General features: G+C 66.0%; 16 protein-coding genes. 9 read left to right on the forward strand and 7 right to left on the reverse strand.

Features of this window, described 5'->3' with window-relative positions; translation table 11 throughout:
• Window positions 1-189: 189 nt before the first annotated feature.
• A complete protein-coding gene (locus tag NFH98_RS13920) occupies window positions 190-2,646 on the reverse strand; it encodes a DUF1266 domain-containing protein (protein WP_348826826.1) in 2,457 nt (818 codons plus the stop codon).
• A 310-nt stretch (window positions 2,647-2,956) separates the two neighbouring features.
• On the opposite strand from NFH98_RS13920, the gene NFH98_RS13925 reads away from it, so the two are divergent.
• The 3 genes from NFH98_RS13925 to NFH98_RS13935 all read left to right on the forward strand — a co-directional run bounded on the left by NFH98_RS13925 (window position 2,957) and on the right by NFH98_RS13935 (window position 7,337).
• A complete protein-coding gene (locus NFH98_RS13925) occupies window positions 2,957-4,396 on the forward strand; it encodes an NAD-dependent succinate-semialdehyde dehydrogenase (protein ID WP_349622879.1) in 1,440 nt (479 codons plus the stop codon).
• A gap of 89 nt (window positions 4,397-4,485) precedes the next feature.
• A complete protein-coding gene (gene gabT / locus NFH98_RS13930; RefSeq protein ID WP_348826828.1) occupies window positions 4,486-5,778 on the forward strand; it encodes a 4-aminobutyrate--2-oxoglutarate transaminase in 1,293 nt (430 codons plus the stop codon).
• Between the two features lie 140 nt (window positions 5,779-5,918).
• Window positions 5,919-7,337, forward strand: a complete 1,419-nt coding sequence (locus tag NFH98_RS13935) for an amidase (RefSeq protein ID WP_045992929.1) — start codon at window positions 5,919-5,921, stop codon at window positions 7,335-7,337.
• A gap of 111 nt (window positions 7,338-7,448) precedes the next feature.
• On the opposite strand, the gene NFH98_RS13940 is transcribed toward NFH98_RS13935, so the two are convergent.
• Both NFH98_RS13940 and NFH98_RS13945 read right to left on the reverse strand, forming a co-directional pair.
• Complete coding sequence (locus tag NFH98_RS13940; RefSeq protein WP_045992930.1) at window positions 7,449-7,688, reverse strand: GlsB/YeaQ/YmgE family stress response membrane protein; 240 nt, start codon at window positions 7,686-7,688, stop codon at window positions 7,449-7,451.
• 244 nt (window positions 7,689-7,932) lie between these two features.
• Complete coding sequence (locus NFH98_RS13945) at window positions 7,933-8,487, reverse strand: DUF924 family protein (protein ID WP_348826829.1); 555 nt, start codon at window positions 8,485-8,487, stop codon at window positions 7,933-7,935.
• A 102-nt stretch (window positions 8,488-8,589) separates the two neighbouring features.
• Here NFH98_RS13945 and NFH98_RS13950 point away from each other — a divergent pair, with 102 nt between their 5' ends.
• From NFH98_RS13950 to NFH98_RS13975, 6 genes are all read left to right on the forward strand, one after another.
• A complete protein-coding gene (locus NFH98_RS13950) occupies window positions 8,590-8,808 on the forward strand; it encodes a hypothetical protein (protein ID WP_045992932.1) in 219 nt (72 codons plus the stop codon).
• 379 nt (window positions 8,809-9,187) lie between these two features.
• Entirely contained in the window at window positions 9,188-10,783 is a 1,596-nt protein-coding gene (locus tag NFH98_RS13955; protein WP_045992933.1) for a solute:sodium symporter family transporter, read from the forward strand.
• A gap of 184 nt (window positions 10,784-10,967) precedes the next feature.
• Window positions 10,968-11,987: a GlxA family transcriptional regulator gene (locus NFH98_RS13960; RefSeq protein WP_348826830.1), complete on the forward strand. Its 1,020-nt coding sequence runs from the start codon at window positions 10,968-10,970 to the stop codon at window positions 11,985-11,987.
• Window positions 11,988-12,039: 52 nt separating this feature from the next.
• Window positions 12,040-13,242: an MFS transporter gene (locus tag NFH98_RS13965; protein ID WP_348826831.1), complete on the forward strand. Its 1,203-nt coding sequence runs from the start codon at window positions 12,040-12,042 to the stop codon at window positions 13,240-13,242.
• 20 nt (window positions 13,243-13,262) lie between these two features.
• Window positions 13,263-14,654, forward strand: a complete 1,392-nt coding sequence (locus NFH98_RS13970; RefSeq protein ID WP_045992935.1) for a YcjX family GTP-binding protein — start codon at window positions 13,263-13,265, stop codon at window positions 14,652-14,654.
• On the forward strand, window positions 14,651-15,721 hold the full coding sequence (locus NFH98_RS13975) for a YcjF family protein (protein ID WP_348814580.1): 1,071 nt from the start codon (window positions 14,651-14,653) through the stop codon (window positions 15,719-15,721). The genes NFH98_RS13970 and NFH98_RS13975 overlap by 4 nt, the downstream gene beginning before the upstream one ends.
• 63 nt (window positions 15,722-15,784) lie before the next feature.
• Here the strand turns inward: NFH98_RS13975 and NFH98_RS13980 are convergent, their stop codons facing one another.
• The 4 genes from NFH98_RS13980 to ptsP form a co-directional block, all read right to left on the reverse strand.
• Entirely contained in the window at window positions 15,785-16,966 is a 1,182-nt protein-coding gene (locus NFH98_RS13980; protein ID WP_348826832.1) for an AGE family epimerase/isomerase, read from the reverse strand.
• A gap of 276 nt (window positions 16,967-17,242) precedes the next feature.
• The gene (locus tag NFH98_RS13985; RefSeq protein WP_222517168.1) at window positions 17,243-18,046 is read right to left on the reverse strand and encodes a Cof-type HAD-IIB family hydrolase; all 804 of its coding nucleotides are present in this window, start codon (window positions 18,044-18,046) and stop codon (window positions 17,243-17,245) included.
• Between the two features lie 166 nt (window positions 18,047-18,212).
• Entirely contained in the window at window positions 18,213-19,925 is a 1,713-nt protein-coding gene (gene nagE, locus NFH98_RS13990) for an N-acetylglucosamine-specific PTS transporter subunit IIBC (RefSeq protein ID WP_222517167.1), read from the reverse strand.
• Window positions 19,922-22,495 (reverse strand): phosphoenolpyruvate--protein phosphotransferase, encoded by a 2,574-nt coding sequence (ptsP, locus tag NFH98_RS13995; RefSeq protein ID WP_349622880.1) that lies wholly within the window; start codon window positions 22,493-22,495, stop codon window positions 19,922-19,924. The genes nagE and ptsP overlap by 4 nt, the downstream gene beginning before the upstream one ends.
• Between the last annotated feature and the right edge of the window lie 25 nt (window positions 22,496-22,520).

Here is a 22,520-nt window from a genome sequence, read left to right on the forward strand (position 1 = left end):
CCAAGAGCCGCTGTGGAAGTGACGCACTCGTGTCACTACCATAACGCCCCTCAGCTGCAAGTTTGACAATTCGGCCTCCTTCTTGATGGGAGGCCTGACGAAAGATCAACACGATACTAGCCAAAATTATCCGATCTGACGATAGATCAGGACAATTTTTTGGCGTTTTTTTCTGCTGTTTCGCGACGATCAGTGCAGGGTTCGTCCATCTCCCGGCAAGGTATCGATGTGAAGCGGTGCCCAATGGCGGGGGCGCGCACCCGGGAAATCCAGGCTGGCCCAGGTGCCGGCGAGGGGCGGAGCGCCCGACAGCCAGGCCACCAGCGCCTGGCGGAAGCTGGCCAGAAACGCTTCGCGCTCCGGGGTTTCCCCCATGAAGAACGAAAATCCTGCATAGAGACCCCGGGCATACTCCTGCCAACCGGCGTAGTGCTCCGACGCCAACTGGTGCGCACGCTCGAGCAGTGCCAGGAAGTCCTGCTGAGCCAGCCAGCCCAGCTGGCGACCGGCGATCGCCAGGTCGACCGCCTGGGCCAGGTCCCAGGCGCACATGTCGACGTCATTGCACTGGTCGGCGTTGTCACGTACCCGCAGCAGGCGCTCCAGGTGATTGCGCTCTTCCTCGTTGCACTCACCGGACTCCAGGGTCGCAATCTCGGAATTCAGGCGCGCGCTGTTGAGGGTGTAGGGCGCGTAGTTGATCTGATATTCCTGGCGATCACCGGCGTCCAGCAGAAAGCGCACGAAATCGATCAGCTCGGTGGCGGAGTGCAGGCCGTAGTGTCCATCGATCCACTCCAGGATCGAAGCCCCTTCCCGGTCGCTTTCCGGCTGCGGCAGGCTCCAGGCGGCGGTGTTCAAGGGTCCCACCAGCGACAGCGCGGTAAAGTGCATCAGGCTCGGACGCTCGCCAGGCTCGCGCCAATCGCCGCTGCGCCACTCGAGCCAGTGGAACAGGCTACCCGGATCGTCCAGGTGCCAGCGAATCTCGTAGGTCAAGGAAGGCTGATCCGGTTCCGGCAACAGCGCATCCCAGGTCGCCCAGGCCTCGAGCAGGCGCTTGGGGGTGCTGTAGAACCGACACAGCACATCGCGCAGGGACGCCGCCATATCGGTCAGGCTGTCCTCGTCGAACTGCTCACTGTCCATGCTCATCAGCAAGTAGAAGGCATACTTCTCGGCCATATGGATGGTCGCCGAATGGCGGGTCGCCCTGGCCAGGCCATCACGACCTGCCAGATCCGCCTGGGGCGCATCACCAAAGGGGGTTCTGGCCGAAGGCAGCGCTCGATGCGCCGCGTCAGCCGCCAGCTGATTGAGATGATGGGCCTGGGCCGGCAGCCAGTAGCGCACCAGTGAGCGGGCGCCCTCGTCGGGGTGCAGATCGAGGGTCTCCGCCAGGTACTTGCGCGCCTCGTCACGACGCGCCTGGGGCAGCGGCGGAATCGGCCCCTGACGTGCCGCCAGCTCGGGTTCACGCACCGAGGCCAGCGCCAGCACCCAGTGGCGAGGCGAGGCGCGCCACTGCCTGGCCGCCTGGCGTGATGCCTCGACCTGCTCCTGGTCGAGCAACTCCTGCAACGAGCCATGCCAAGGGCTCACCGGCGAGCCCATCAGCAACTGCCAGTCGGCTGCCAGGGTCGGCAGCCTGTCCTGACCTTCGAACAGACCACGGCCGCGCTGATAGGAGCGCGCCAGGGCGCTCCAGTCACTGTAACGACGCTGGACCAGATCGCCTGCGTGGTGCGCCAGCAGCGACGCTTCCTGGGGTGTCAGCCAGCCAATGCAGCTGCCGGCCCAGGCCAGATCCACCGCCCTCAGCCAGTCCCAGGCGGCCCACTCCAGCGGCTCCCCCTGGTCCACGTAGCGGCACAGCAGGCGGCCGTATGGGCGCTCCTGAGGCGCCAGCCCCTCACACCAGGCCTGGCGTTCGCCGGCACTGACCGCCATCAACCGCGCGGCGTCGATATCCCAGCCCTGGCGATCCCCCTGACTGGTCAGCCACAGCAAGGCGCGCTTGAGATCCTCGGCGCCATGAATCTGCCAGACTTCCCCCAGCCAGGCCTCGACCCCGTCCCAGTCATCCATGCTGGCCGGCGTCATCAGTACCGGCGAGAAGGCCGCCCGCAGTCGCCAGACGCGATCTTCCGGGCTGTCAGGCCAGAGGGCGGCGGCAGGCTCGCGACTCAGCGCAGTGCCGAGCAACGGCCAGGTGATTCCGGCGCCCTCGCCTTCCAGCTTCGACAGCGCCCGGCAGGTATCGAGCAAGCCCTCATCGCCGCGAAGCCAGCCTTCGCCGCTGCGGGAGGCGCAGAGTGCCTCCAGCCATTCATCCAGGCTTGCGTGACGATGGTGGATGTCGCTGCACAGGCGTGCTGCCCAGCCACGACTCACCTCGGCCGACATCCATCCCGACGCCCCTGCCAGGGCCACCAGCTCAAGCGCTCCCAGCAGGTGGGAGGCAGGCAGCGTGTTCGACGCATTGAGCTCGAGCAGGCGCCACCCCAGTTCGCCCCGGTCGGGGATCTCGAGGGCGGCCAATCGCTCACGTGCCGCCTCTTCAGGCAGCATCAAGGGGTCAGGCATAAAGGCCCAGTCGCACAGCACCAGTTGCTGAGCCCACCAGGCATTGAGCGGATCAACCAAGTCTCACCTCGCAGAAACACGGAGTCAGGCCAGCCCGGTCCGGCCTGACACAAGGCGCCAAGGACCATCGCTTCGGGCAGCTAGAAGTCGGCGACACAGTGTACCGGAAACTGTTCGCCACGCCGATGGCGATTGTTGCCAATAGATCTTCCAGACCTGGGCCTCGAGGGCCCGGCAAGCCTCATCGATGCATTCTTCGAACGGGCGTAAAAAATTCCGATCACAGCCCTTGGCGAGATGTTTCAAATAATGCACACTCGTCAATCATGACATAACACCCCTCTTCTCTGACCCTTTCCGGAGCTCCCGCATGTCCCACGTTCAGGACCTGATCATCGACAAGGCGTACATCGGCGGCCAGTGGCGTGACGCCGATCGCCACTTCAGCGTCACCAATCCCGCCACCGGCGAGACCCTGGCCGAGGTGCCGGACTTGAACGCCGAGGAAGTCCGCGAAGCCATCGGTGCCGCCGATGCGGCCTGGGCCGGCTGGAAGCGCAAGACCGCCAAGGAGCGCTCGGCCCTGCTGCGCGCCTGGTTCAACAGCATCATGGACCACCAGGAAGCCCTGGCCGAACTGATGACCCGTGAACAGGGCAAGCCGCTGGCCGAGTCCCGTGGCGAGGTCGCCTACGGTGCTGCCTTCGTCGAGTTCTACGCCGAGGAAGCCAAGCGTGTGGCTGGCGAGACCCTGCCGGGCCACGGACCCGACAAGCGTATCCTGGTGTTCCGCGAGCCGGTCGGTGTGGTCGCCGCCATCACCCCCTGGAACTTCCCGCTGGCGATGATCACCCGCAAGTGCGCCCCGGCCATGGCCGCCGGCTGCACCGTGGTGGTCAAGCCGGCCGAGGCCACCCCGCTGACCGCCCTGGCGCTGGCCAAGCTCGCTGAAGACGTGGGCATCCCCGCCGGCGTGCTCAACGTGGTGACCTCGAGCTCCCCGCGCGAAGTCGGCCCGGTACTGACCGGCGATGCCCGAGTACGCAAGGTGTCCTTCACCGGCTCCACCCCGGTGGGCAAGATCCTGCTGGCCCAGTGCGCCGACACCGTGAAGAAGGCCTCCATGGAGCTTGGCGGCAACGCGCCCTTTATCGTCTTCGATGACGCCGACCTGGACGCCGCCGTCGAGGGTGCCATCGCCTCCAAGTACCGCAACTCCGGCCAGACCTGCGTATGCACCAACCGCTTCCTGGTTCAGGACGGCGTCTACGATGCCTTTGTCGAGAAGCTGGCCAAGCGCGTGGGCGAGCTGAAGGTCGGCAACGGCCTCGAGGACGGTGTGGTTCAGGGTCCCCTGATCAACTCGGCAGCGGTGGACAAGGTGCAGTCGCACATCGCTGACGCCCTCGACAACGGTGCCCGCCTGGTCGCCGGCGGTGAGGCCCTGGAGGGCACCTTCTTCCAGCCCACGGTGCTGGCCGACGTGACCACCGACATGCGTGTCGCCCGGGAAGAGACCTTCGGGCCGCTGGCCCCGGTGTTCCGCTTCTCCAGCGACAACGAAGCCATCGCCATGGCCAACGACACCGAATTCGGTCTGGCCGCCTACTTCTATGCCACCGACTATCACCGTATCTGGCGCACCATGGAACAACTCGAGTACGGCATGGTCGCCATCAATGAGGGCATCCTCTCTACCGAGCTCGCCCCCTTCGGCGGCGTCAAGGAATCGGGTCTCGGTCGCGAAGGTTCACGCCATGGCCTCGATGAGTACACAGAGCTGAAGTACGCCTGTGTCGGCGGCCTCTAAGGGCCAGCCCCGTCTCCCCGGGGCACGCCCTGCGTGTCCCGGACCTAGCGTCTACCCTATACATTCAGTGCCCTCAAAGGAGTCACGACATGAATAACGCTCAGCTGAACGAACTCAAGGACAAGTACGTCGCCAAGGGCGCGGCCAGCCCCGCCACCGCCTTCGCCGATCGCGCCAAGAACGCTGAACTGTGGGATGCCGATGGCAACCGCTTCATCGACTTCGCCGGCGGTATCGGCGTGCTCAACATCGGTCACTGCCACCCCAAGGTGGTGCAGGCGGTCAAGGACCAGCTCGACAAGGTGATGCACACCTGCCAGACCGTGATGCCCTACGAGGGATACGTGAAGGTCGCCGAAAAGCTTGCTGCGATCACCCCGGTGCGCGGTGAGGCCAAGGTGATGCTGGCCAACTCCGGCGCCGAGGCGCTGGAAAACGCGGTCAAGATCGCCCGCGCCGCCACCGGTCGCAACAACGTCATCTGCTTCGACGGCGGCTACCACGGCCGTACCTTCATGACCATGGCGATGAACGGCAAGGTTGCCCCCTACGCCAGCGACTTCGGCACCATGCCGGGTTGTGTGTTCCGCGCCGGCTACCCGGTGGCCGAGCACGGCATCAGCGAGGAAGAGGCGGTGCGTCGCCTCAAGATGGTGCTGAAGACCGACGCCAACCCCAAGGATACCGCCGCCATCGTGCTCGAGCCGGTACTGGGTGAAGGCGGCTTCTACCCCGCGCCGCAGAGCTTCCTCGAGAAGATCCGCGAGATCTGTGACGAACACCGCATCCTGATGATCGTCGACGAGGTCCAGAGCGGCTTCGGTCGTACCGGCAAGATGTTCGCCATCGAACACAGCGGCGTGAAGCCAGACCTGATGACCATGGCCAAGAGCATGGCCGCCGGCATGCCGATCTCCGCCGTGGTCGGCACCGCCGAGCACATGGACGCCTCTGGCGGCAACTCGCTGGGCGGCACCTATTCCGGCAGCCCGGTGTCCTGCGCCGCGACCCTGGCGGTGATGGAAGTGTTCGAGGAAGAGGACATCCTGGCCAAGAGCCAGGCGCTGGGCGACAAGCTGGCCAAGCGTTTTGCCCAGTGGGCGAGCGACTTCGACGCCGTGGTCCACCCGCGCAACCTGGGTTCCATGGCCGCCTTCGAACTCAACGGCAAGGACGGTCAGCCGGCTCCGGATCTCGCCGCCGCCCTGTGCAAGCGTGCCCGGGAGCAGGGCCTGATCCTGCTGTCCTGCGGCATGTTCGGCAACACCATCCGCTTCTTGATGCCGGTCACCATCGAGGACAAGGTACTCGAGGAAGGCCTGGACATCGTCGAGCAGAACCTCAAGGCCCTGGTCGGCAGCGAAGCCGCCGCCACCGCCTGATCGTGAAGCCTTGACGGCCTGAGCCGTCAGCCGATGACGCCACCGGTCCCGCCGGTGGCGTCGTCGTTTGTGGGGGTTGGCAACACTATGCCGAATCAAGCTAGGGTAAGGGTCCATCCATGGACGCGAGGGACCCGACCATGCAAGAGGACGAACTGGGCATTCTGGGCGTTGCCGCGCTGACGGAGCACTATCGCAGCGGCGACGCCTCCCCCCTGGAAGCTACACGGGCGGCGCTTGCGCGCATCGAGCGCTTCAACGACGCCGTCAATGCCTACACCTACGTCGACGCCGAGGGTGCCGAAAAGGCGGCCAAGGCGTCGGCACGTCGCTGGGGCCAGGGCAAGCCGCTGAGTCCGATCGACGGTGTTCCGGTCTCGCTCAAGGATCTGACCAACGTGGCCGGCATGCCGACGTCCAACGGCTCGCTGCTGGGTTCAAGCGAGCCCTGCGATGCCGACGCGCCACCGGCGAAACGCCTGAGAGAGGCCGGCGCCATCCTGCTGGGCAAGACCAACACCCCGGAAGACGGCTGGAAGGCGGTCACCGACAATCGGGTGTTCGGCGCCACCTGCAACCCCTGGGATACCCGCCTGACCGCGGGAGGCTCGTCCGGCGGTGCTGCCGCCGCAGCGGCCCTCAACATGGGGGTGTTGCACCAGGGCGGCGACTCCGGCGGCTCGATCCGCATTCCTGCCGCCTTCTGCGGGGTGTTCGGCTTCAAGCCGACCTTCGGCTGGACGCCCCAGTGGCCGCCGGCGGAAGAACCGACGCTGTCCCATATCGGGCCCATCGCCCGCAGCGTCGACGACGCCGTGGCGATGCTCAATGTCATTGGCCGCTACGACTATGTCGATCCCTACGCCACCCGGGGCCAGCCGGAGGACTGGGGCCAGGATATCGGCAAGGGGCTCGAGGGACTGCGCATCGCCTTTTCCACCGATCTGGGCTTCGCCGAGGTGGACCCTCAGGTCGCCACACGGGTCAGAGAAGCGGCGGATCGCATGCGCGATCTGGGCGCGGAGATCTGCGAGGTGGATCCAGAGCTGCCCTCGCCGCTATGGATCTTTCAGCGGCTGTGGTTCACCGCCTCGCTGGAGATGGTCTCGCAGCTCAGCGACAGCGAACGCGCCAAGCTGGATCCCGGCCTCTACGAGAACGCCCTGCGCGCAGAAGAGTGGAAGGCCGTGGAGCTGTTTCGCGCCCAGGCGGCCCGAGCCGAGCTGACCATGCGTCTTGAGCAGTTCAACCAGGACTACCACCTGCTGATGACGCCCTCTGTGCCGATCAGCCCCTTCGAGATCAACCACCAGGTGCCGCCGGGTAGCCAGATGCGCGACTGGGAGGAGTGGGCGCCGTTCTCCTACCCCTTCAACCTGAGCCAGCAGCCGGCCGCCTCGGTGCCCTGTGGTTTCACCGACCGTGGCCTGCCGGTGGGTTTCCAGCTGGCCGGCGGCAAGTTCGACGACGCCCGGGTACTGCGCGCCTGCCACGCCTTTCTCGAGGCGCATCCGCCGCGCTTCCCGACCCTGCCGGACCCGGCCCAGCGCGCCGGCTGAGCGGTGCATCAGGCCCCTGGCAGGGCCAGCTACGACAAGGGCCCGGTGCAGTGCACCGGGCCCCTTGCGATGACGGCGAGTCGCCGCCATTCGGTCGCTGATCAGAGCGCGCTAACCGCGTAGCTTGCCCACACCCCACAGCAGCACCACGGCACCCACCACCGCAGTGACCAGTGAACCGATAAAGCCGCCGCTGGACAGCCCCACCAGGCTGAACAGCAGGCCGCCAATCAGAGCACCCACCACGCCGACGCCGATGTTGCCGAGCAGGCCGAAGCCGCCGCCACGCATGATGTTGCCCGCGATCCAGCCCGCCAGACCACCGATGATCAACCACGCGATAAAGCTCATTGCGTTCTCCTTTCGTCACTGAATGGAAACTTGCGAATCATTCACCCTCGCTCCTTCGACCAAATCCCTTGACCAGGGCGCGAGGTGCCGCGTCGATCGCCCGGGGACGATCTTCACCGTTCACAGCTATACCATTACATCAATGCATACGAAAGTAGGGATATGTCACGTAATGTGAGACGCGACAGCACGAATACCGTCCGGTGACGCTGGGTCAGCGCCGATGACAGGCCCTTCGTCGCGTCTAGAATCGGTTGCCGGGCAGGGCAAGAAAGGCCAGTTCCTCGGCGGTGGACGCTCGTCCCAGCGCCTCATTGCGCTGAGGATAGCGACCAAAACGCACCAGCACCTCGCGGTGGCGATGCTCGTGGTGCAGGTTGTGCTCGAGTCCCGGTTGGTCGAACAGGCGCAGCGCCTCGTCGTGCACACGCAACGACTCGCTGTGCATATAGGGCATGTACAGGAAGGCTCGCCAGGGAGGATCGAGCACCCGATCTGCGCGCTGGGACACCGCCTCTTGGGCCAGTACCAGGGCCTGACCGTCACAGGCGAAGGCTCGTGGCTCGCCGCGGTAGATGTTGCGAGAGAACTGATCGAGCACCAGGATTTCCGCCAGCCGCCCGCGGGCCGAGGTACGCCACTGCCAGGTCTCGCCGGCGGCCGCCGCCGCCAGGGTCGCACCGAAGTCATCGCGGATACGGCCATCCAGCGCATCATCCTTGGCAAACCACTGTTTTGGTGTCAGCGTCTGAAACCAGAACTCGATCACTTCGTCGGCTCGCACCACCCTGTCGGTCATGGCAGACTCCCCTTCGCTCGCTTGTGACCCAGGCGGCCGCGCCCTTTCGCTCGCGGATTCCGCCACGTCGCCCCTCTGCCACAGGATGCCCAGGGACAGCCCATGACCTCGTTTGAACTGCTTCGATCGCTCGCCGTGGTGTTTCATCTCACGGGCTTGCTGGTCTGCCTGCTCGGCCTTCACCTGGCACGCCACCCGCAGCGCCGATGGCCCGGTCGTGCACTGGCCCTGTGCGGCTTTATCATCGCGGCAACGCCGACACTGCTGCAACTGTTCGGCATCATCGAGCCTGTGCCGATTTCAGCAGCTCCACCAAACTGACCCGCTGCGACAAAAGACGTATGGCTCGCCACGGAGAGCCGATTAGACTTGCGATCACGTAGTTGGAATACGCAACCGTCGGTTAACTTAATCCTTTAAGCTCGACGTCTTTCTGGAAAAAGACGAAGACTTTCGGAATTTCCACCGACTTGACGTCAATGCGACACTGCGCGAACCCGCGCTGCTTCAGCGCCAAAAGATGCACTGCAGCGGGCAGGATGACGCAAGCGCTGCAAAGATACTTCCTGGGTGTCGGCGCCACTGGCCTGCCAGCTGGCGCTCGGCACGGACATCGACCCAAGTGCGGTAATCGCCATGCCCCCTTTGGGAGGTGGCTCACGACCACGCCGCACCGGACAACGACCGCAAGGATGACACCATGCCCCTACTCACCTTCGCGTCCTTCCTGTTCTTTACAGGACTGGTCGCCTTCATCACCTGGCGCATCACACGCCGTGACGACCATTCAAGCACCAGCGGCTTCTTCCTGGCGGGGCGCAGCCTGACCTTCCCGCTGATCGCCGGCTCGCTGTTGATGACCAACCTGTCCACCGAGCAGATGGTCGGCCTCAACGGCTCCGCCTTCACCGATGGCCTCAGCGTGATGGCCTGGGAGGTGGTGGCGGTCATGGCTCTGGTGGCGCTGGCGTTGTTCTTCCTGCCGCGCTTTCTGAAAAGCGGCATCGCCACCCTGCCCCAGTTGCTCGAGATTCGCTTCGACAAGGGCACCCAACTGATCACCAACGTGATCTTTCTGATCGCCTACGCGGTGGTACTGCTGCCGATCATCCTCTACTCCGGCGCCATCGGCCTGCAGGGCATGCTCGACCTGTCCGGGCTCACCGGTATCGAATCCAGCACCACCCTGCTGTGGCTGACGGTGTGGATCGTCGGCATCATCGGCTCCATCTATGCCCTGTTCGGGGGCCTGCGCACCGTTGCCGTGTCGGATACCCTCAATGGCGTCGGCCTGCTGATCGGTGGCTTCGTGATCGTCTACTTCGGCCTTCAGGCGGTCAGCGACAGCGGCGGTGTGCTCGCCGGCTGGGAGATCCTCAAGGAATCCAACCCCGACAAGATGAACTCCATCGGTGGCAGCGAGCAGAGCGTCCCCTTCTTCACCCTGTTCACCGGCGTCTTCCTGATCAACGTCTTCTACTGGACCACCAACCAGCAGATCATCCAGCGGACCTTCGCCGCCAAGAACCTGGCCGAGGGCCAGAAGGGCGTGCTGCTGACCGGCTTCTTCAAGCTGCTGGGGCCCCTGTACCTGGTCCTGCCGGGCATCATCGCCTACCACCTGTACGCCGATCAGGGCGTCAAGGCTGACGCGGCCTACGGCCACCTGGTGTTCAACGTGCTGCCGGCGCCACTCACCGGCTTCTTCGCCGCGGTGATGGTCGGCGCCATCCTGTCTTCCTTCAACTCGGCGCTGAACTCCACCACCACCCTGTTCAGTCTGGGCCTCTACAAGGCGGTCCTGAAGAAGGACGCCACCGAGGCCCAGGTGGTCAAGTCGAGCCAGGTGTTCGGCTGGATCATGGCCATCTCCGCGATGATCATCGCGCCACTGCTGGCCGGTCAGGAAAGCCTGTTCGGTTACCTGCAGAAGATGAACGCCATCTACTTCATCCCCATCCTGGCGGTGGTGGTGGTCGGCCTGCTGACTCGTCGGGTGCCCCCCATGGCGGCCAAGATCGCTCTGGTGGGTGGCTGTCTGGCCATCTTCTGTGGCTACTTCATCCCGCCCTTCAACAAGCTGCCGGTGATCATGCACGAGTTCCACTTCGTCGCCCTGGTGTTCGTGCTGCTGGTGGCATTGATGCTGGTGATCGGCAAGCTGCGCCCGCGCGCCGAGGCCTGGAAGCAGGAAGACGTCGGCGCCGTCGACCTGACGCCCTGGAAGGGTGCCGTGCCGGCGGGCATCGTGCTGGTGATCCTGGTCATCGCCATCTACCTGGCCTTTGCCGGCTGACGGCCACCACGCCCCGCAATGACGACGCCCCGCCCTGTCAAGGCGGGGCGTCGTCGTTGTGGACACCATATGTCCATATCGGTGGGATAATGGTCCTTGCCGACATTCCTGACCTCCTCCAGACTCCAGAGACTCGCTGTCGCGCCGTTGTCAGGTGCGTCCCCCCTTCTCTGGAGCCCCCATCGTGACCACGACTCGAGACGTCGCCCTGCTGGCCTACCCCGACTGTCAGATGCTCGACGTCAGCGGCCCCTGGCAGGTCTTCGCCAGCGCCAACGACGTGCTGGGCAAGCCTGCCTACCGGCTACGTCTGATCGGCCGAAGTGCGAGCGAACTGGTCACCAACGGCGGTCTGCGACTGCTGCCGGATCTTGACTGGGAAGGGTGGGAGAGCGAACTCGACGAGGCCCCCGATGCTGGCGGCAACGGCCGCGACCTGACCACCCTGCTCATCGCCGGGGGCCACGGCGTCTTCGTCCAGTGCCAGCAACAGCGCTGGCGCGAACGACTGACGCGGGTGGCGCCGCACCTCGGGCGCCTGGGCGCCGTCTGCACCGGCGCCTTCCTGCTGGCCGATGCGGGCCTGCTTGACGGACGCAGCGCCACCACCCACTGGCGCCACTGTCGACGGCTTGCCGACAACTTTCCGCAGGTAAGGGTCCAGGCCGATGCGCTCTACGTCCATGACGGCGGGCGCTACACCAGCGCCGGGGTCACCGCCGGCATCGACCTGGCACTGTCGCTGGTCGAGAGTGATCTGGGCGCAGAAGCCGCCGCAGCGGTGGCCCGCGAACTGGTGATGTTCCTCCATCGCCCCGGCGGCCAGTCCCAGTTCAGCGAACTGCTGTCTCGCCAGCATCGTTGCGGCCCCCGCCTGCGCCCCTTGATCGATCGACTGCACGCCGACCCCGGCGGCGCCTTCGACCTGGAGAGCATGGCCGACAGCCTGAAGATCACCCCACGCCACCTGACCCGGCTGTTTCGCCACCACCTGGACACCAGTCCCGGCGAGTATCTCACCGGACTGCGCCTGGAGGCGGCTCGGCGCGAGCTGGTGCGTGGAGAAACCTCGCTGGAACGCCTCGCTTCACGCTGGCGTCTGGGCACCAGCGAACAATTGAGACGCCAGTTCCATCGCCACTATGGCGTTTCGCCGTCGATCTACCACGCGCGCTTCGGCGCCGATTCAGCGAACCATCGCTGAGTCACCGCCTCAGTCTTTTTTATCCACGACCTTCGTTACCGGAGACTCCGCCATGCCCCCTGTGACTTCATCCCGCCTCCCCGGCGGTGTGCTTCTGCTGTCGCTGTGTCAGGCGCTGCTGGTGAGCGGCAACATTCTGTTGATCGCCGTCTCGCCGCTGATCGGCCAGAGCCTGGCGCCCTCGCCCTGGCTGTCCACCCTGCCGGTGGCGACTCAGTGGCTGGGGTTGATGCTCGCCACCCTGCCGGCCTCCTTGATCATGGGCCGATTGGGGCGCAAGCGAGGCTTCGTGATCGGCAACCTGATCGGCTTCGCCGGCACGGTAGCCGCCTACCTGGCGTTGCTGGCCAATCACTTCGCCGCCTTCACCGTGGCGACCATGGCAATCGGCGTGGGCATCGGCTTCGGTCAGCTCTATCGCTTCGCGGCGATCGAGCTGGCCCCGAGCGGCGCCAGGGACAGGGCCATCGGTCTGGTCATGGGCGGTGGTGTGCTGGCCGCCTTCTTCGGCCCCTGGCTTGCACGTATCAGTCAGGACGCCGTCACGACGCCCTTTCTCGGAAGCTTCATCGGCCTGGGAGCGCTCTACCTCATCGCCCTGGCCCTGTTGCTGGTGGTACCTTTGCCCCCGCTGGACCCGAGCACCCGTCATGGCAAGAGACGTCCGCTCGGGGAGCTGCTGGCACAGCCCAAGCTTTGGCTTGCGGTACTCGCCGCCATGATCGGCTACGGCGTGATGAACCTGGCCATGACCGCTACCCCCCTGGCCATGGCCTCCGATGGCCACGCCTTTCACCACGTCTCGATGACGATTCAGTGGCATGTGCTGGCGATGTTCGCGCCCTCGTTCTTCACCGGCCAACTGACCCAGCGGTTCGGCACGACACGCATGATCGCGCTGGGTTGTGTGCTGCTTTGCGCCAGTGCCCTCAGCGCCCTGGCACCCTCCAGCCTGGCGGGCTTCAATGTCACTTTGATCCTGCTGGGACTGGGCTGGAACTTTACCTTTCTGCCGGCCACTGGCCTTCTGACCGAGTGTCACCTGCCCGCAGAAAAGGCCCGTGTTCAGGCCGCCAATGAGTTCCTGGTGTTTTCCACTGCGGCGATCACCGCCCTGGCGGCCGGCCCGCTGATCCAGTGGCTTGGCTGGCAGACGCTCAATCTGTGGCTGTTGCCGATGGCTGCCCTGCCGCTGATACTGATCGCGGCGCAGCGTCTTGCCTTTGACGCCGGTCGCCCCCAGATTAAGGAATAACTTTCACCGACGGAGTGGCAATGCCAACGGACCTGACCCGTGATCTGATGGACCTGATCGAGCGCGGCCGAGACCGCCAGTTGCGTCTGGCGGTGACCGGGCTATCTCGGGCCGGCAAGACGGCATTCTTGACCTCCCTGGTGGACCAGTTGCGTCACGCCGGGCTCGAGGCGCGGCTCGACCTGCTCTCGGCCAGCCGCGAGGGGCGCCTGCTGGGCGCACAGCGGGTTTCCCAGCAGGATCTCGCGGTCCCCAGGTTTCCCTTCGACCGAGCCCGCGCCAGCCTCGAGAGCACGCCTCCCGAGTGGCCCCAGCCCACCCGTGGCATCAGCGAGTTACGCCTGAAGATTCGCTATCGCCCCGGTCGCCAGCAGTGGTTGCGACCCGATACCGCCGAGTTGACCCTGGACCTGTTCGACTATCCTGGCGAGTGGCTGCTCGACCTGCCGCTGCTGGACCACGACTTCCTGAGCTGGAGCCTCGCCCAGTGGGACGCGGCGGGGCCAGCAAGGCGCGCCATGCTGGCCGACTGGGAAAGCGCGGTGCGTGAACTTCGGCTCGACGACGAGGCCGACGAGGCCCGCCTGGCGGAGATCAGCGAGCGCTACGCCGAAGGCCTGCGCGCCGCCAGGGAGGCCGGCTTCTCCGACCTTCAGCCCGGCCGTTTTCTGCTGCCGGGGGAGCTGTCCGGCGCCCCGGTGCTGCAGTTCTTCCCCCTGCCGGGGCTGGAGCAGGCATCGTCCGACGACCTCGAAAGGCTGCCCGAGACCAGCGTCTACCGTACCCTGGCCCGGCGTTTCAGCTACTACCAGCAACATATCGTCAAGCCGTTCTACCGCGAGCACTTCCGGCGCTTCGACCGCCAGATCGTGCTGGTGGACGTGCTGGGAGCACTGAACGCCGGGCCGGAACGCTTCGAGGATCTGTCCAAGGCGCTCCATCGTCTGATGCAGAGCTTCAACTACGGCCAGCGCAGCCTGTTCTCGCGGCTGTTCACGCCACGCATCGACCGCCTCGCCATCGCCGCCACCAAGGCCGACCACGTGACCCCGGAACAGCATGCCCGCCTGGTCGGGCTGCTCGAGGCGCTGCTGGCCGAACCACTGAAGAACCTCAAGTACGCCAATATTCCGGTCAAGGCCATGTCGCTGGCGGCCATTCGCGCCACCGAGGCCCGCGAGGTCACCCACCAGGGCAGGAAATCCCCTGCGCTCAAGGGCGTCACCCTGGAAGGCGAGCCCTTGCTGGCCTTCCCCGGCGAGGTGCCCAGCCGCCTGCCTGACCCAGCCTTCTGGGATCGCCAGGGGTTCGATTTCACCGCCTTCCGCCCTCAGCCCTCGACCACCGGTGCGCTGCCCCATATTCGCATGGACCTGGCGCTGGACTGGCTGATTGGAGACAAGCTCGCATGACTCGAGATAGCCGTGACGACCCGCGCCCTGCGGTACGCTTCGCCGATGACGACGATGCGCCCTCCGCTGCCGGCGTCGACAACACCACCTTCAGTGACCCGCGTCCGGGCCTGCGCTTCGACGATCACCTGGATAGCCGAGCGCTAACCCCAGCCGAGGCGCCGGAAACCGATACCAAGGTCGACCTCGAGGGCTCTCTGGGACGCCCACGCAAGCGCCGCTGGGGCCTGATCGCAGTACTGGGAGCGGCGGTGGGACTGGGCGGCGCCGAACTGGTGACCGGGGTCCCCGCTACCCTGGCCAGCGGTGACCTGATCGCCACCGGCTGGCAACTGCTGGGACTTGCCACCATCGGCCTTGGCGGGCTCGCCCTGAGTCGGGAGCTGTTTCGCCTCAGGCGCCTCAAGCGCCACGACCAGTTGCGTGAATCCCTGGCCGAATTACCGTCGCGCTCCCCCAGGGACGCACTGTCCATGGTCAGACGGCTCAAGCATCAGCTGGCCCTCGGCGACGACGATCCCCATTGGCTGGCCTTCGAGGCCGCCCGTGAAGACCACCATGACGGCCGTGACCTGCAGGCGCTGGTGGCCCACCATCTGCTCGCCCCCCGTGACCGAGAGGCGCGCCGGCTGATCTCGCGCATGAGCGGAGAAACCGCCGTGATGGTGGCGGTCAGCCCGCTAACCTTGGTCGACATGGCGCTGGTGGCCTGGCGCCACCTGGCGATGATCGATCGCCTGTGCCGACTCTACGGATTGGAGCTGGGCTACGCCGCCCGGGTACGCCTGCTGCGCAGCGTGCTCTATCAGATGGCCTTCGCCGGCGCCACCGAGCTTGCCGCCGACGCCAGCATGCAGATGCTGTCGCTGGACCTGGCCGGGCGGCTGTCCACCCGCGCCGCCCAGGGCCTCGGCGTGGGGCTGCTGGGGGCACGTCTGGGACTGCGCACCCAGCGTCTAGTGCGCCCGCTGGCCTTCGACCCTGACGAGCGCCCCCGAGTGGCGGACCTGCGCCGCGATCTGTGGCGCCAGCTCAGGCGCATGGAGGCACCGAAGAAGGACGCCTGACGGCCCAGGATGGTGAGGAGCGCCGGCCGTAGCATGGCATCGGCCGGCGCCGAAGACAGATGCCTAACGATCCAGCCGCTCGAGCACTTCCATGACTTCCTGACAGGCGCCCATGGTGTGGTAGTCGACCTTGCCGGCAGGGCTCTTCAGGTTGTCGTAACGACGATTGTCCGGCGTCAGGATACGCACCCAGGCGCCATGATGGTGGTCGATCATGTGCTGCCAACTGTAGTCCCACAGCCGCTGGTACCAGCGTCGATAGCTGGCCTTGCCGGTGACCTCCCAGAGCACGGCGGCCGCGGCGAAGCTCTCCGCCTGGACCCAGAAGTACTTGTCGCCGTCACATACCTGCCCGTCGAGATCCAGGCCATAGACCAGGCCGCCATGGGTCCTGTCCCAGCCCGCTTCGCAGGCGCTCGAGAACAACCGCTCGGCGGTGGGAATCAACCAGGCATCATCGCGATAGCGTGCCAGCAGCACCAGCAGCTTGGCCCATTCGGTCTGGTGGCCCACCTGATAGCCCCAGGGACGGAACAGGTGCTTGGGATCATCGCGGTTGTAGTCGAAGTCGCGCTGCCACTGGCGGTTGTAGTGCTCCCAGATCCAGCCCTGGGGATGGTCATCGCTGGCCTTGGTGATCGCGCGGGCGATGGCCATGGCCTGGTCCAGATAAGGGGTCTCGCCGGTGGCCTCGAAGGCGGCGATCAGCGCCTCACAGCCATGCATGTTGGCGTTCTGGCCGCGATAGTCGCTGAGATTCCAGTGCTCATCAGCCTCATCGGCGAAGCGCTGCCACTGGGGTTCCCAGAAGCGCTTGTCGAGCATGGCGTGTACCCGACCGATACCCTCGTAGGCTTCATCGATGCCGGCGCGATAGGCCTCGGCGTAGGCCAGCAACACGAAGGCCAGGCCGTAACAGTGATGGGTGGGGTCTTCGACCTTTCCATCGCGCAGGGTCCAGGCGTAGCCCTGATGGCGCGTCTGGAAGTGGGCCTTTTCGAGATAGGCCAGACCATGGCGGGCCCAGTGCAGATACTCGGGATTGCCGGTCTGGCGAGCAAAGCGAGCGTAGGTCACCACGAAACGCGTACTGGAGACCAGATGCCGATGTCCTGCGTCGACGATGTGGCCATCGTCACGAAAATACTGGAAGAACCCGCCGTGCGGATCGATCGCCCGCGGATGATAGAACGCCATGGTGTCGCGCACATGGCGATCGAGAAACATCGGGTCAAATCCGTTCATCACTGCCTCCTGTTACAGGGGATGCAAGACCTCGGTATGACGGCGCTAGGCGCTGTCCGAAAAGTCGACGAGCGAAGGTTAGACAAGGCAAAAATCGGTGAGAAAGCGCAGTTTACGGGGTGTAAATGAGCATTTTGACCGGGCTGGCGCACCAGCCGATTTTTAACGCCGTATTACCGAGCGCAGGCACTTTTCAGACAAGCCCTAGCCCGCCGCCCCACCACTGCCCCAAGTGTGGCCTCAGTGTAGCGCGCTGCCTTTGCCTCGGCCGCCCCGTCAGCCGTCCAGTCCAAACCGCTGCCGCAGGTGCTGGGCCACCGCTGCCTCGGCGTGGTGACCGATCACGCGGGCCTCGGGCAGGTCCTCGGCCAGCCTGGGATGGGCGTTGGCCATCACCTGGGCCTCGCCGGCCAGCGCCAGCATCTCCAGATCATTGAGGTTGTCGCCGAAGGCCAGGCAACGGGTGGCGGGGATGCCGAGGTCGTCAAGCAGTGCCGAGACGGCGGTGCCCTTGTTGACCCCGGCGGCCATGATCTCCAGCGAATGACTCATCGAGTAGGTGATGTGAAGCGCCTCGCCTGCCGCCTCCCGGGCGCCGGCTTCGATGTCGGCGAGCAGACTGGGGTCACCGATATAGAGCACCTTGCCGACCCCCTGGACGTCCATCTCTCCCGGTCCCTCCACCCGGTAGCCGAAGCCGGTGGCCTCGTGCAGCGACAACAGACCCGGGGCGTGATCATCGATCACCCAGGCCTCGTCGCGGTACATGTTGAGGCGTACGTCGGGATGACGCGGCAGCTGGATCAGCGCCTCGACCAGCTCCGGGGCGAGGTGTGCCGACCGCACGCAGCGGTCGCTCGGGTCCAACGTCCAGGCGCCGTTGCTGGAGATGATATGGGCGTCCACCCCCAGGCGATCGCGAAAGCCGATCATGTCGCGATGATGGCGGCCCGAGGCCAGGGCGATACGGTGGCCATCGGCGGCCAGTCGACGCAGGGTCTCGACGGTCAGCTCGGCCAGGTCATGGTTGGCACCCAGCAGGGTACCGTCGAGGTCGGACACGATCAGGTGAGGCAGCATGGCGACTCCGGGTCTTCAGGGGGAACGGGGAAGTCTACACCAGATGGCCAGGCGTAGAACGCCAGCGGCGGCACACCCTGAAGTGTGCCGCCGCTGGCGGTAAGGCGAGATGACCGCAGGTGGCGGGCGCATCACACTCGCCACCTGCCACCCAGCGGGCTACCACTCAGCGGGCTGCCAGCCCTGCCTGGTGCAGACCACCGGCCAGGGCCTCGGCGTCCTTGCCCACCACCAGGTGCCACACGCCATCGGCTACTCGCATCACGCCGTGACAACCCAGCTGCGCCAGCGCCTGCTCGTCCAGCGCACCGTCGCTGCCGACCTCCAGGCGCAGACGGGTCGCCGCCCGGGCTTCCAGCGCGCGAACGTTGTCCGAGCCACCCAGCGCTCGGGTCCAGGCGTCTATCTGCTCGTCATTGAGACTCTTGGCGCTCACCACCTTGGGGACGCCGGTGGCGATAGGTGCGGGGTCGGCGCCCACCGGCGGGGTCTGGCCCTCGGCGGCCATGGCGGCGCGAATCTCATCGGACACGCTGTCGGCGATGGGGCCCAGGATGACCTGGATGCCACCTCCGCCGAGGCGCATGATGCCACGCGAGCCCAGCGCCTTGAGTGCCGGCTCGTCGATCTGCTCCGGCTCCTTGAGCACCAGCCGCAGGCGTGTGGTGCAGGCACCGACGGCCTCGAGGTTGGCGGCACCGCCGAGTGCCGTGACGAAGGCCGGCCCCCGCTCGCCCAGGTCCTCGGCTTGTACCTTGGCGCCCTCGTCCATCGGCTCACGCCCTGGCGTCGGCAGATCGAAGCGCACGATCGCCCAACGGAACAGCACGTAGTAGACGCTACCGATCGCGAGCCCCACCGGCAGCATCAGCCAGCCGTTGGTGGACAGACCGTAGGACAGGGCGTAGTCGAAGGCGCCGGCCGAGAAAGTGAAGCCAAGCTTGACGTCGAGCCACTGCATGATCGCCATGCTCAGCCCGGTCATCAGCGCGTGGAAGGCGTACAACAGCGGCGCCAGGAACATGAAGGTGAACTCGATCGGTTCGGTCACCCCGGTCAGGAAGGCGGTCAGCGCCAGCGACATCAAGAGCCCGCCGACCTGGGCGCGACGGCCCTTGTCTGCGGTGTGATACATGGCCAGTGCCGCCGCCGGCAGACCGAACATCATCACCGGGAAGAAGCCGGCCATGAAACCACCCGCCGCCGGGTCACCGGCGAAGAAGCGATTGAGGTCACCGGTGGCGTCACCGAAGCTGCCGAACACGAACCACACAAAGCTGTTGAGCACGTGGTGCAGGCCGGTGACGATCAGCAGCCGATTGAGAGCACCGTAGACGAACTTGCCAAAGGCGCCGGCGTCGATCAGCCAGTGTCCCAGGGTGTCGATGGCGTGCTGAATCGGCGGCCAGCCCCAGCCGAAGGCGATCCCCAGCACCACCCCGGCAAGGCCGGTGGCGATGGGCACGAAGCGCCGTCCGCCGAAGAAGGCCAGATAGTCGGGCAGTTTTATCGCCTTGAAGCGGTTGTACAGAAGCCCGGCTACGGTACCCATGATGATGCCGGCCAGCACCCCCATGTCGATCTCGGGGTTGAGGCTTTGCAGCACCGCGTCCAGCACCAGATAGCCGATCACCCCGGCGAGCCCCGCCGCGCCGTTGCTGTCGTCGGCAAAGCCAACGGCGAGGCCGATGGCGAAGATCAACGCCAGGTTGGCGAAGATCGCCTGACCGGCGCTGGCGACGAAGGCGATGTCCAGCAGGTCCGGCTGGCCCAGGCGCAGCAGCAGGCCGGCCACCGGCAGTACCGCGATCGGCAGCATCAAGGAGCGCCCGAGCAGCTGAAGTGCCGCCATCAGGCGTGAACCAAAGGAGGTGGTCATGTCAGGATCCTCTCGGGAGTGGGTTCGACGTCGAGGGCGGCGTCCACCAGCGGTGCCAGTGCCTTGCGCACCGAGGCCGCATCGGGCATCGCCAGCAGGGTGTCGATTTCACGCGCGATCACGGCGGCATCAAGTCTGCGCAGGCGGGCCTTGACCGAAGCGATACGCGACGGCTCCACCGACAATTCCGACACGCCCATGGCCACCAGCAGCGGGCCGGCCAGGTCGTCACCCGCCGCTGCGCCACACACCCCCACCGGGCAGCGGTTGGCGGTGCCCGACAGGGTCGCCTGGATCAGCCGCAGCACTCCGGGATGCAGCACGTCGGCCTGGGCCGCCAGCTGAGGATCCTCGCGGTCCATCGCCAGGCCATACTGGGTCAGGTCATTGGTGCCGATCGACAGGAAGTCCGCGACCTTGGCCATGGCGGCGGAGCACAGCGCTGCGCTGGGCACCTCGATCATGGCGCCGAGCAGCGGCAGTTCGGTCAGCCGCATCTCGGCGGCCAGCGCCTCCATGCGTTCGCGCACCCACTCGAGTTCGCTGGCATCGCTGACCATCGGCACCATGATGCGCAGATGACGCAACGGCTTGACCCCGAGCAAGGCCTTCAACTGGGTATCCAGCAGGGCCGGCTGGGTCTGCCACAAACGCATGCCGCGCACGCCCAGCGCCGGGTTGGGGACGGTGGGCAGGGTGAGGTACGGCAACTGCTTGTCGGCACCGATATCCAGAGTACGGATGATCACCGGCCTGGAACCCAGCGCATCGACGCTTGCCTGGTACTCCTGACGCTGGGCGTCCTCGTCCGGCGCTGCGCCACGCCCCAGAAAAAGAAACTCGGAGCGCATCAGGCCGACGCCATCGGCACCACAGTCGCTGGCCTGGCGGGCTTCCTCGGCGCTGCCGATATTGGCCGCCACCTCGACCATGTGGTTGTCCCGGGTGACCACCTCCAGGTGAGCCTCGGCGCGTTCTTCCTCGGCGCGCGCCTGGCGGGCGGCGATGTCCGCCACCACCTGGTCGCGACGCGCCTGGTCGGGCTCGAGTTCCAGCCGGCCGTTGTCGGCATCCAGCACCACCGCCCGATCCAGACACGACTCGGTCGCTTCCATCAGGCCGCCGCCCATGGCGACCAGGCACGGCAATCCCCTGGCCCTGGCCATGATGGCCACGTGGGAGGTGGTGCCTCCGGCGGCCAGGCATATCCCTGCCGGCGCCAGGGCGCAGAGATCGACGAAGGTGGACGGTGTCAGATCCTCTGCGACGACGATGGCGCCGGGGGTGATATCACCGAACCCGCTGCCCTCGCCTTCGCTGAATTCCAGCATCACCTGGCGTTGCAGATCACGCAGGTCGGCGATCCGCCCGATCAGGATGGGGTTACCAGTGGCCCGCAGCCGATCGGCCTCGGCATCCAGCGCCTCGCGCCAGGCCTGGCCAGGGCTTAGTCCCTCTTCCAGGCGGCTGATCGACGAGGCCACCAGATCAGGGTCTTCAAGCCACGCCTGGTGCGCCTCGAACACCTCCGCCTCGGCGGTCTGGCCACTGCGCTCGGCGCGCTCTCGGGCGGCCTCCAGCTGGCGCCCGACGCGTTCGAGCGCCTCTTTCAGACGCGGACTTTCCAGCTTGCGCCCCAGCCCTTCCAGCGGTACCTCGGGTAACTTGACCGACAGTGTCGCCAGCGGACCGGTCGCGATCCCGGCGCTGGCCACAAGACCTGCGAGCTGTCCGGCGGGCAGATCGACGCTGGGCGCTGCCGATGATGTGGCGGCCTCCGCCTGTCCTGGGCCATGCCCTTCCGGGGTGGTCAACAGCGCCATCGCTGCCGCCAGGGCCGCGTCGGCCTGACGCCCCTTTACTCTGATGACCACCTCGTCACCGCACTCGAGCCCCAGGTTCATCAGGGCGCTGACACTATCCGAACTGGCCGTGCGAGCGTCGCGCAGCAGGCTCAGGCTCACCTGGTGATCACGCGCGATGGCACGCAGGCGTGCCGCCGGCCGGGCGTGCAACCCTGACTCGATCGCCAGTACCAGAGAGCGCTCCAGCGCCTGGTCATCGCCGCCTTCTTCATCGGTGACATCATCGGCAAGCCTTTCGGGGCCCAGCACCACCAGCGGATCACCGCGCTGGACGATATCGCCGGCACGCAGGTCCAGCGACACCCACCCACGACCTCCGGCATCCAGCACCACCAGTGGTGTCACCAGCGATACCGCCTCGCATACCAGTTGATCCACATCGAAGTAGCACAGCGGCTCGCCCGCCTCGATGCGCTGGCCCAGGCTGACGCAGGGCTCGATGCCCTTGCCTTCGAGGGCGACGGTGTCGAGGCCAAGATGAACCAGTACCTCGACGCCCTCGTCGCTCTTGATGGTGAAGGCGTGATGGGTACGGGCACACTGAATCACCTCGCCGGCGCAGGGCGCGTGCAGGCAACCGCCCAGGGGATCCAGGGCGATGCCCTGGCCGAGGGTACCCTCGGCAAAAACCGGGTCCGGCACGTCGGCCAGGGGGACTACCACCCCCTTGACCGGCGCCACCAGAGTGACATTGCTGGAAGTCATGATCGGCTCCGTATGATTGTCGTAG

This window comes from Halomonas sp. H33-56, from assembly GCF_040147035.1.
Classification (GTDB): domain Bacteria; phylum Pseudomonadota; class Gammaproteobacteria; order Pseudomonadales; family Halomonadaceae; genus Halomonas; species Halomonas litopenaei.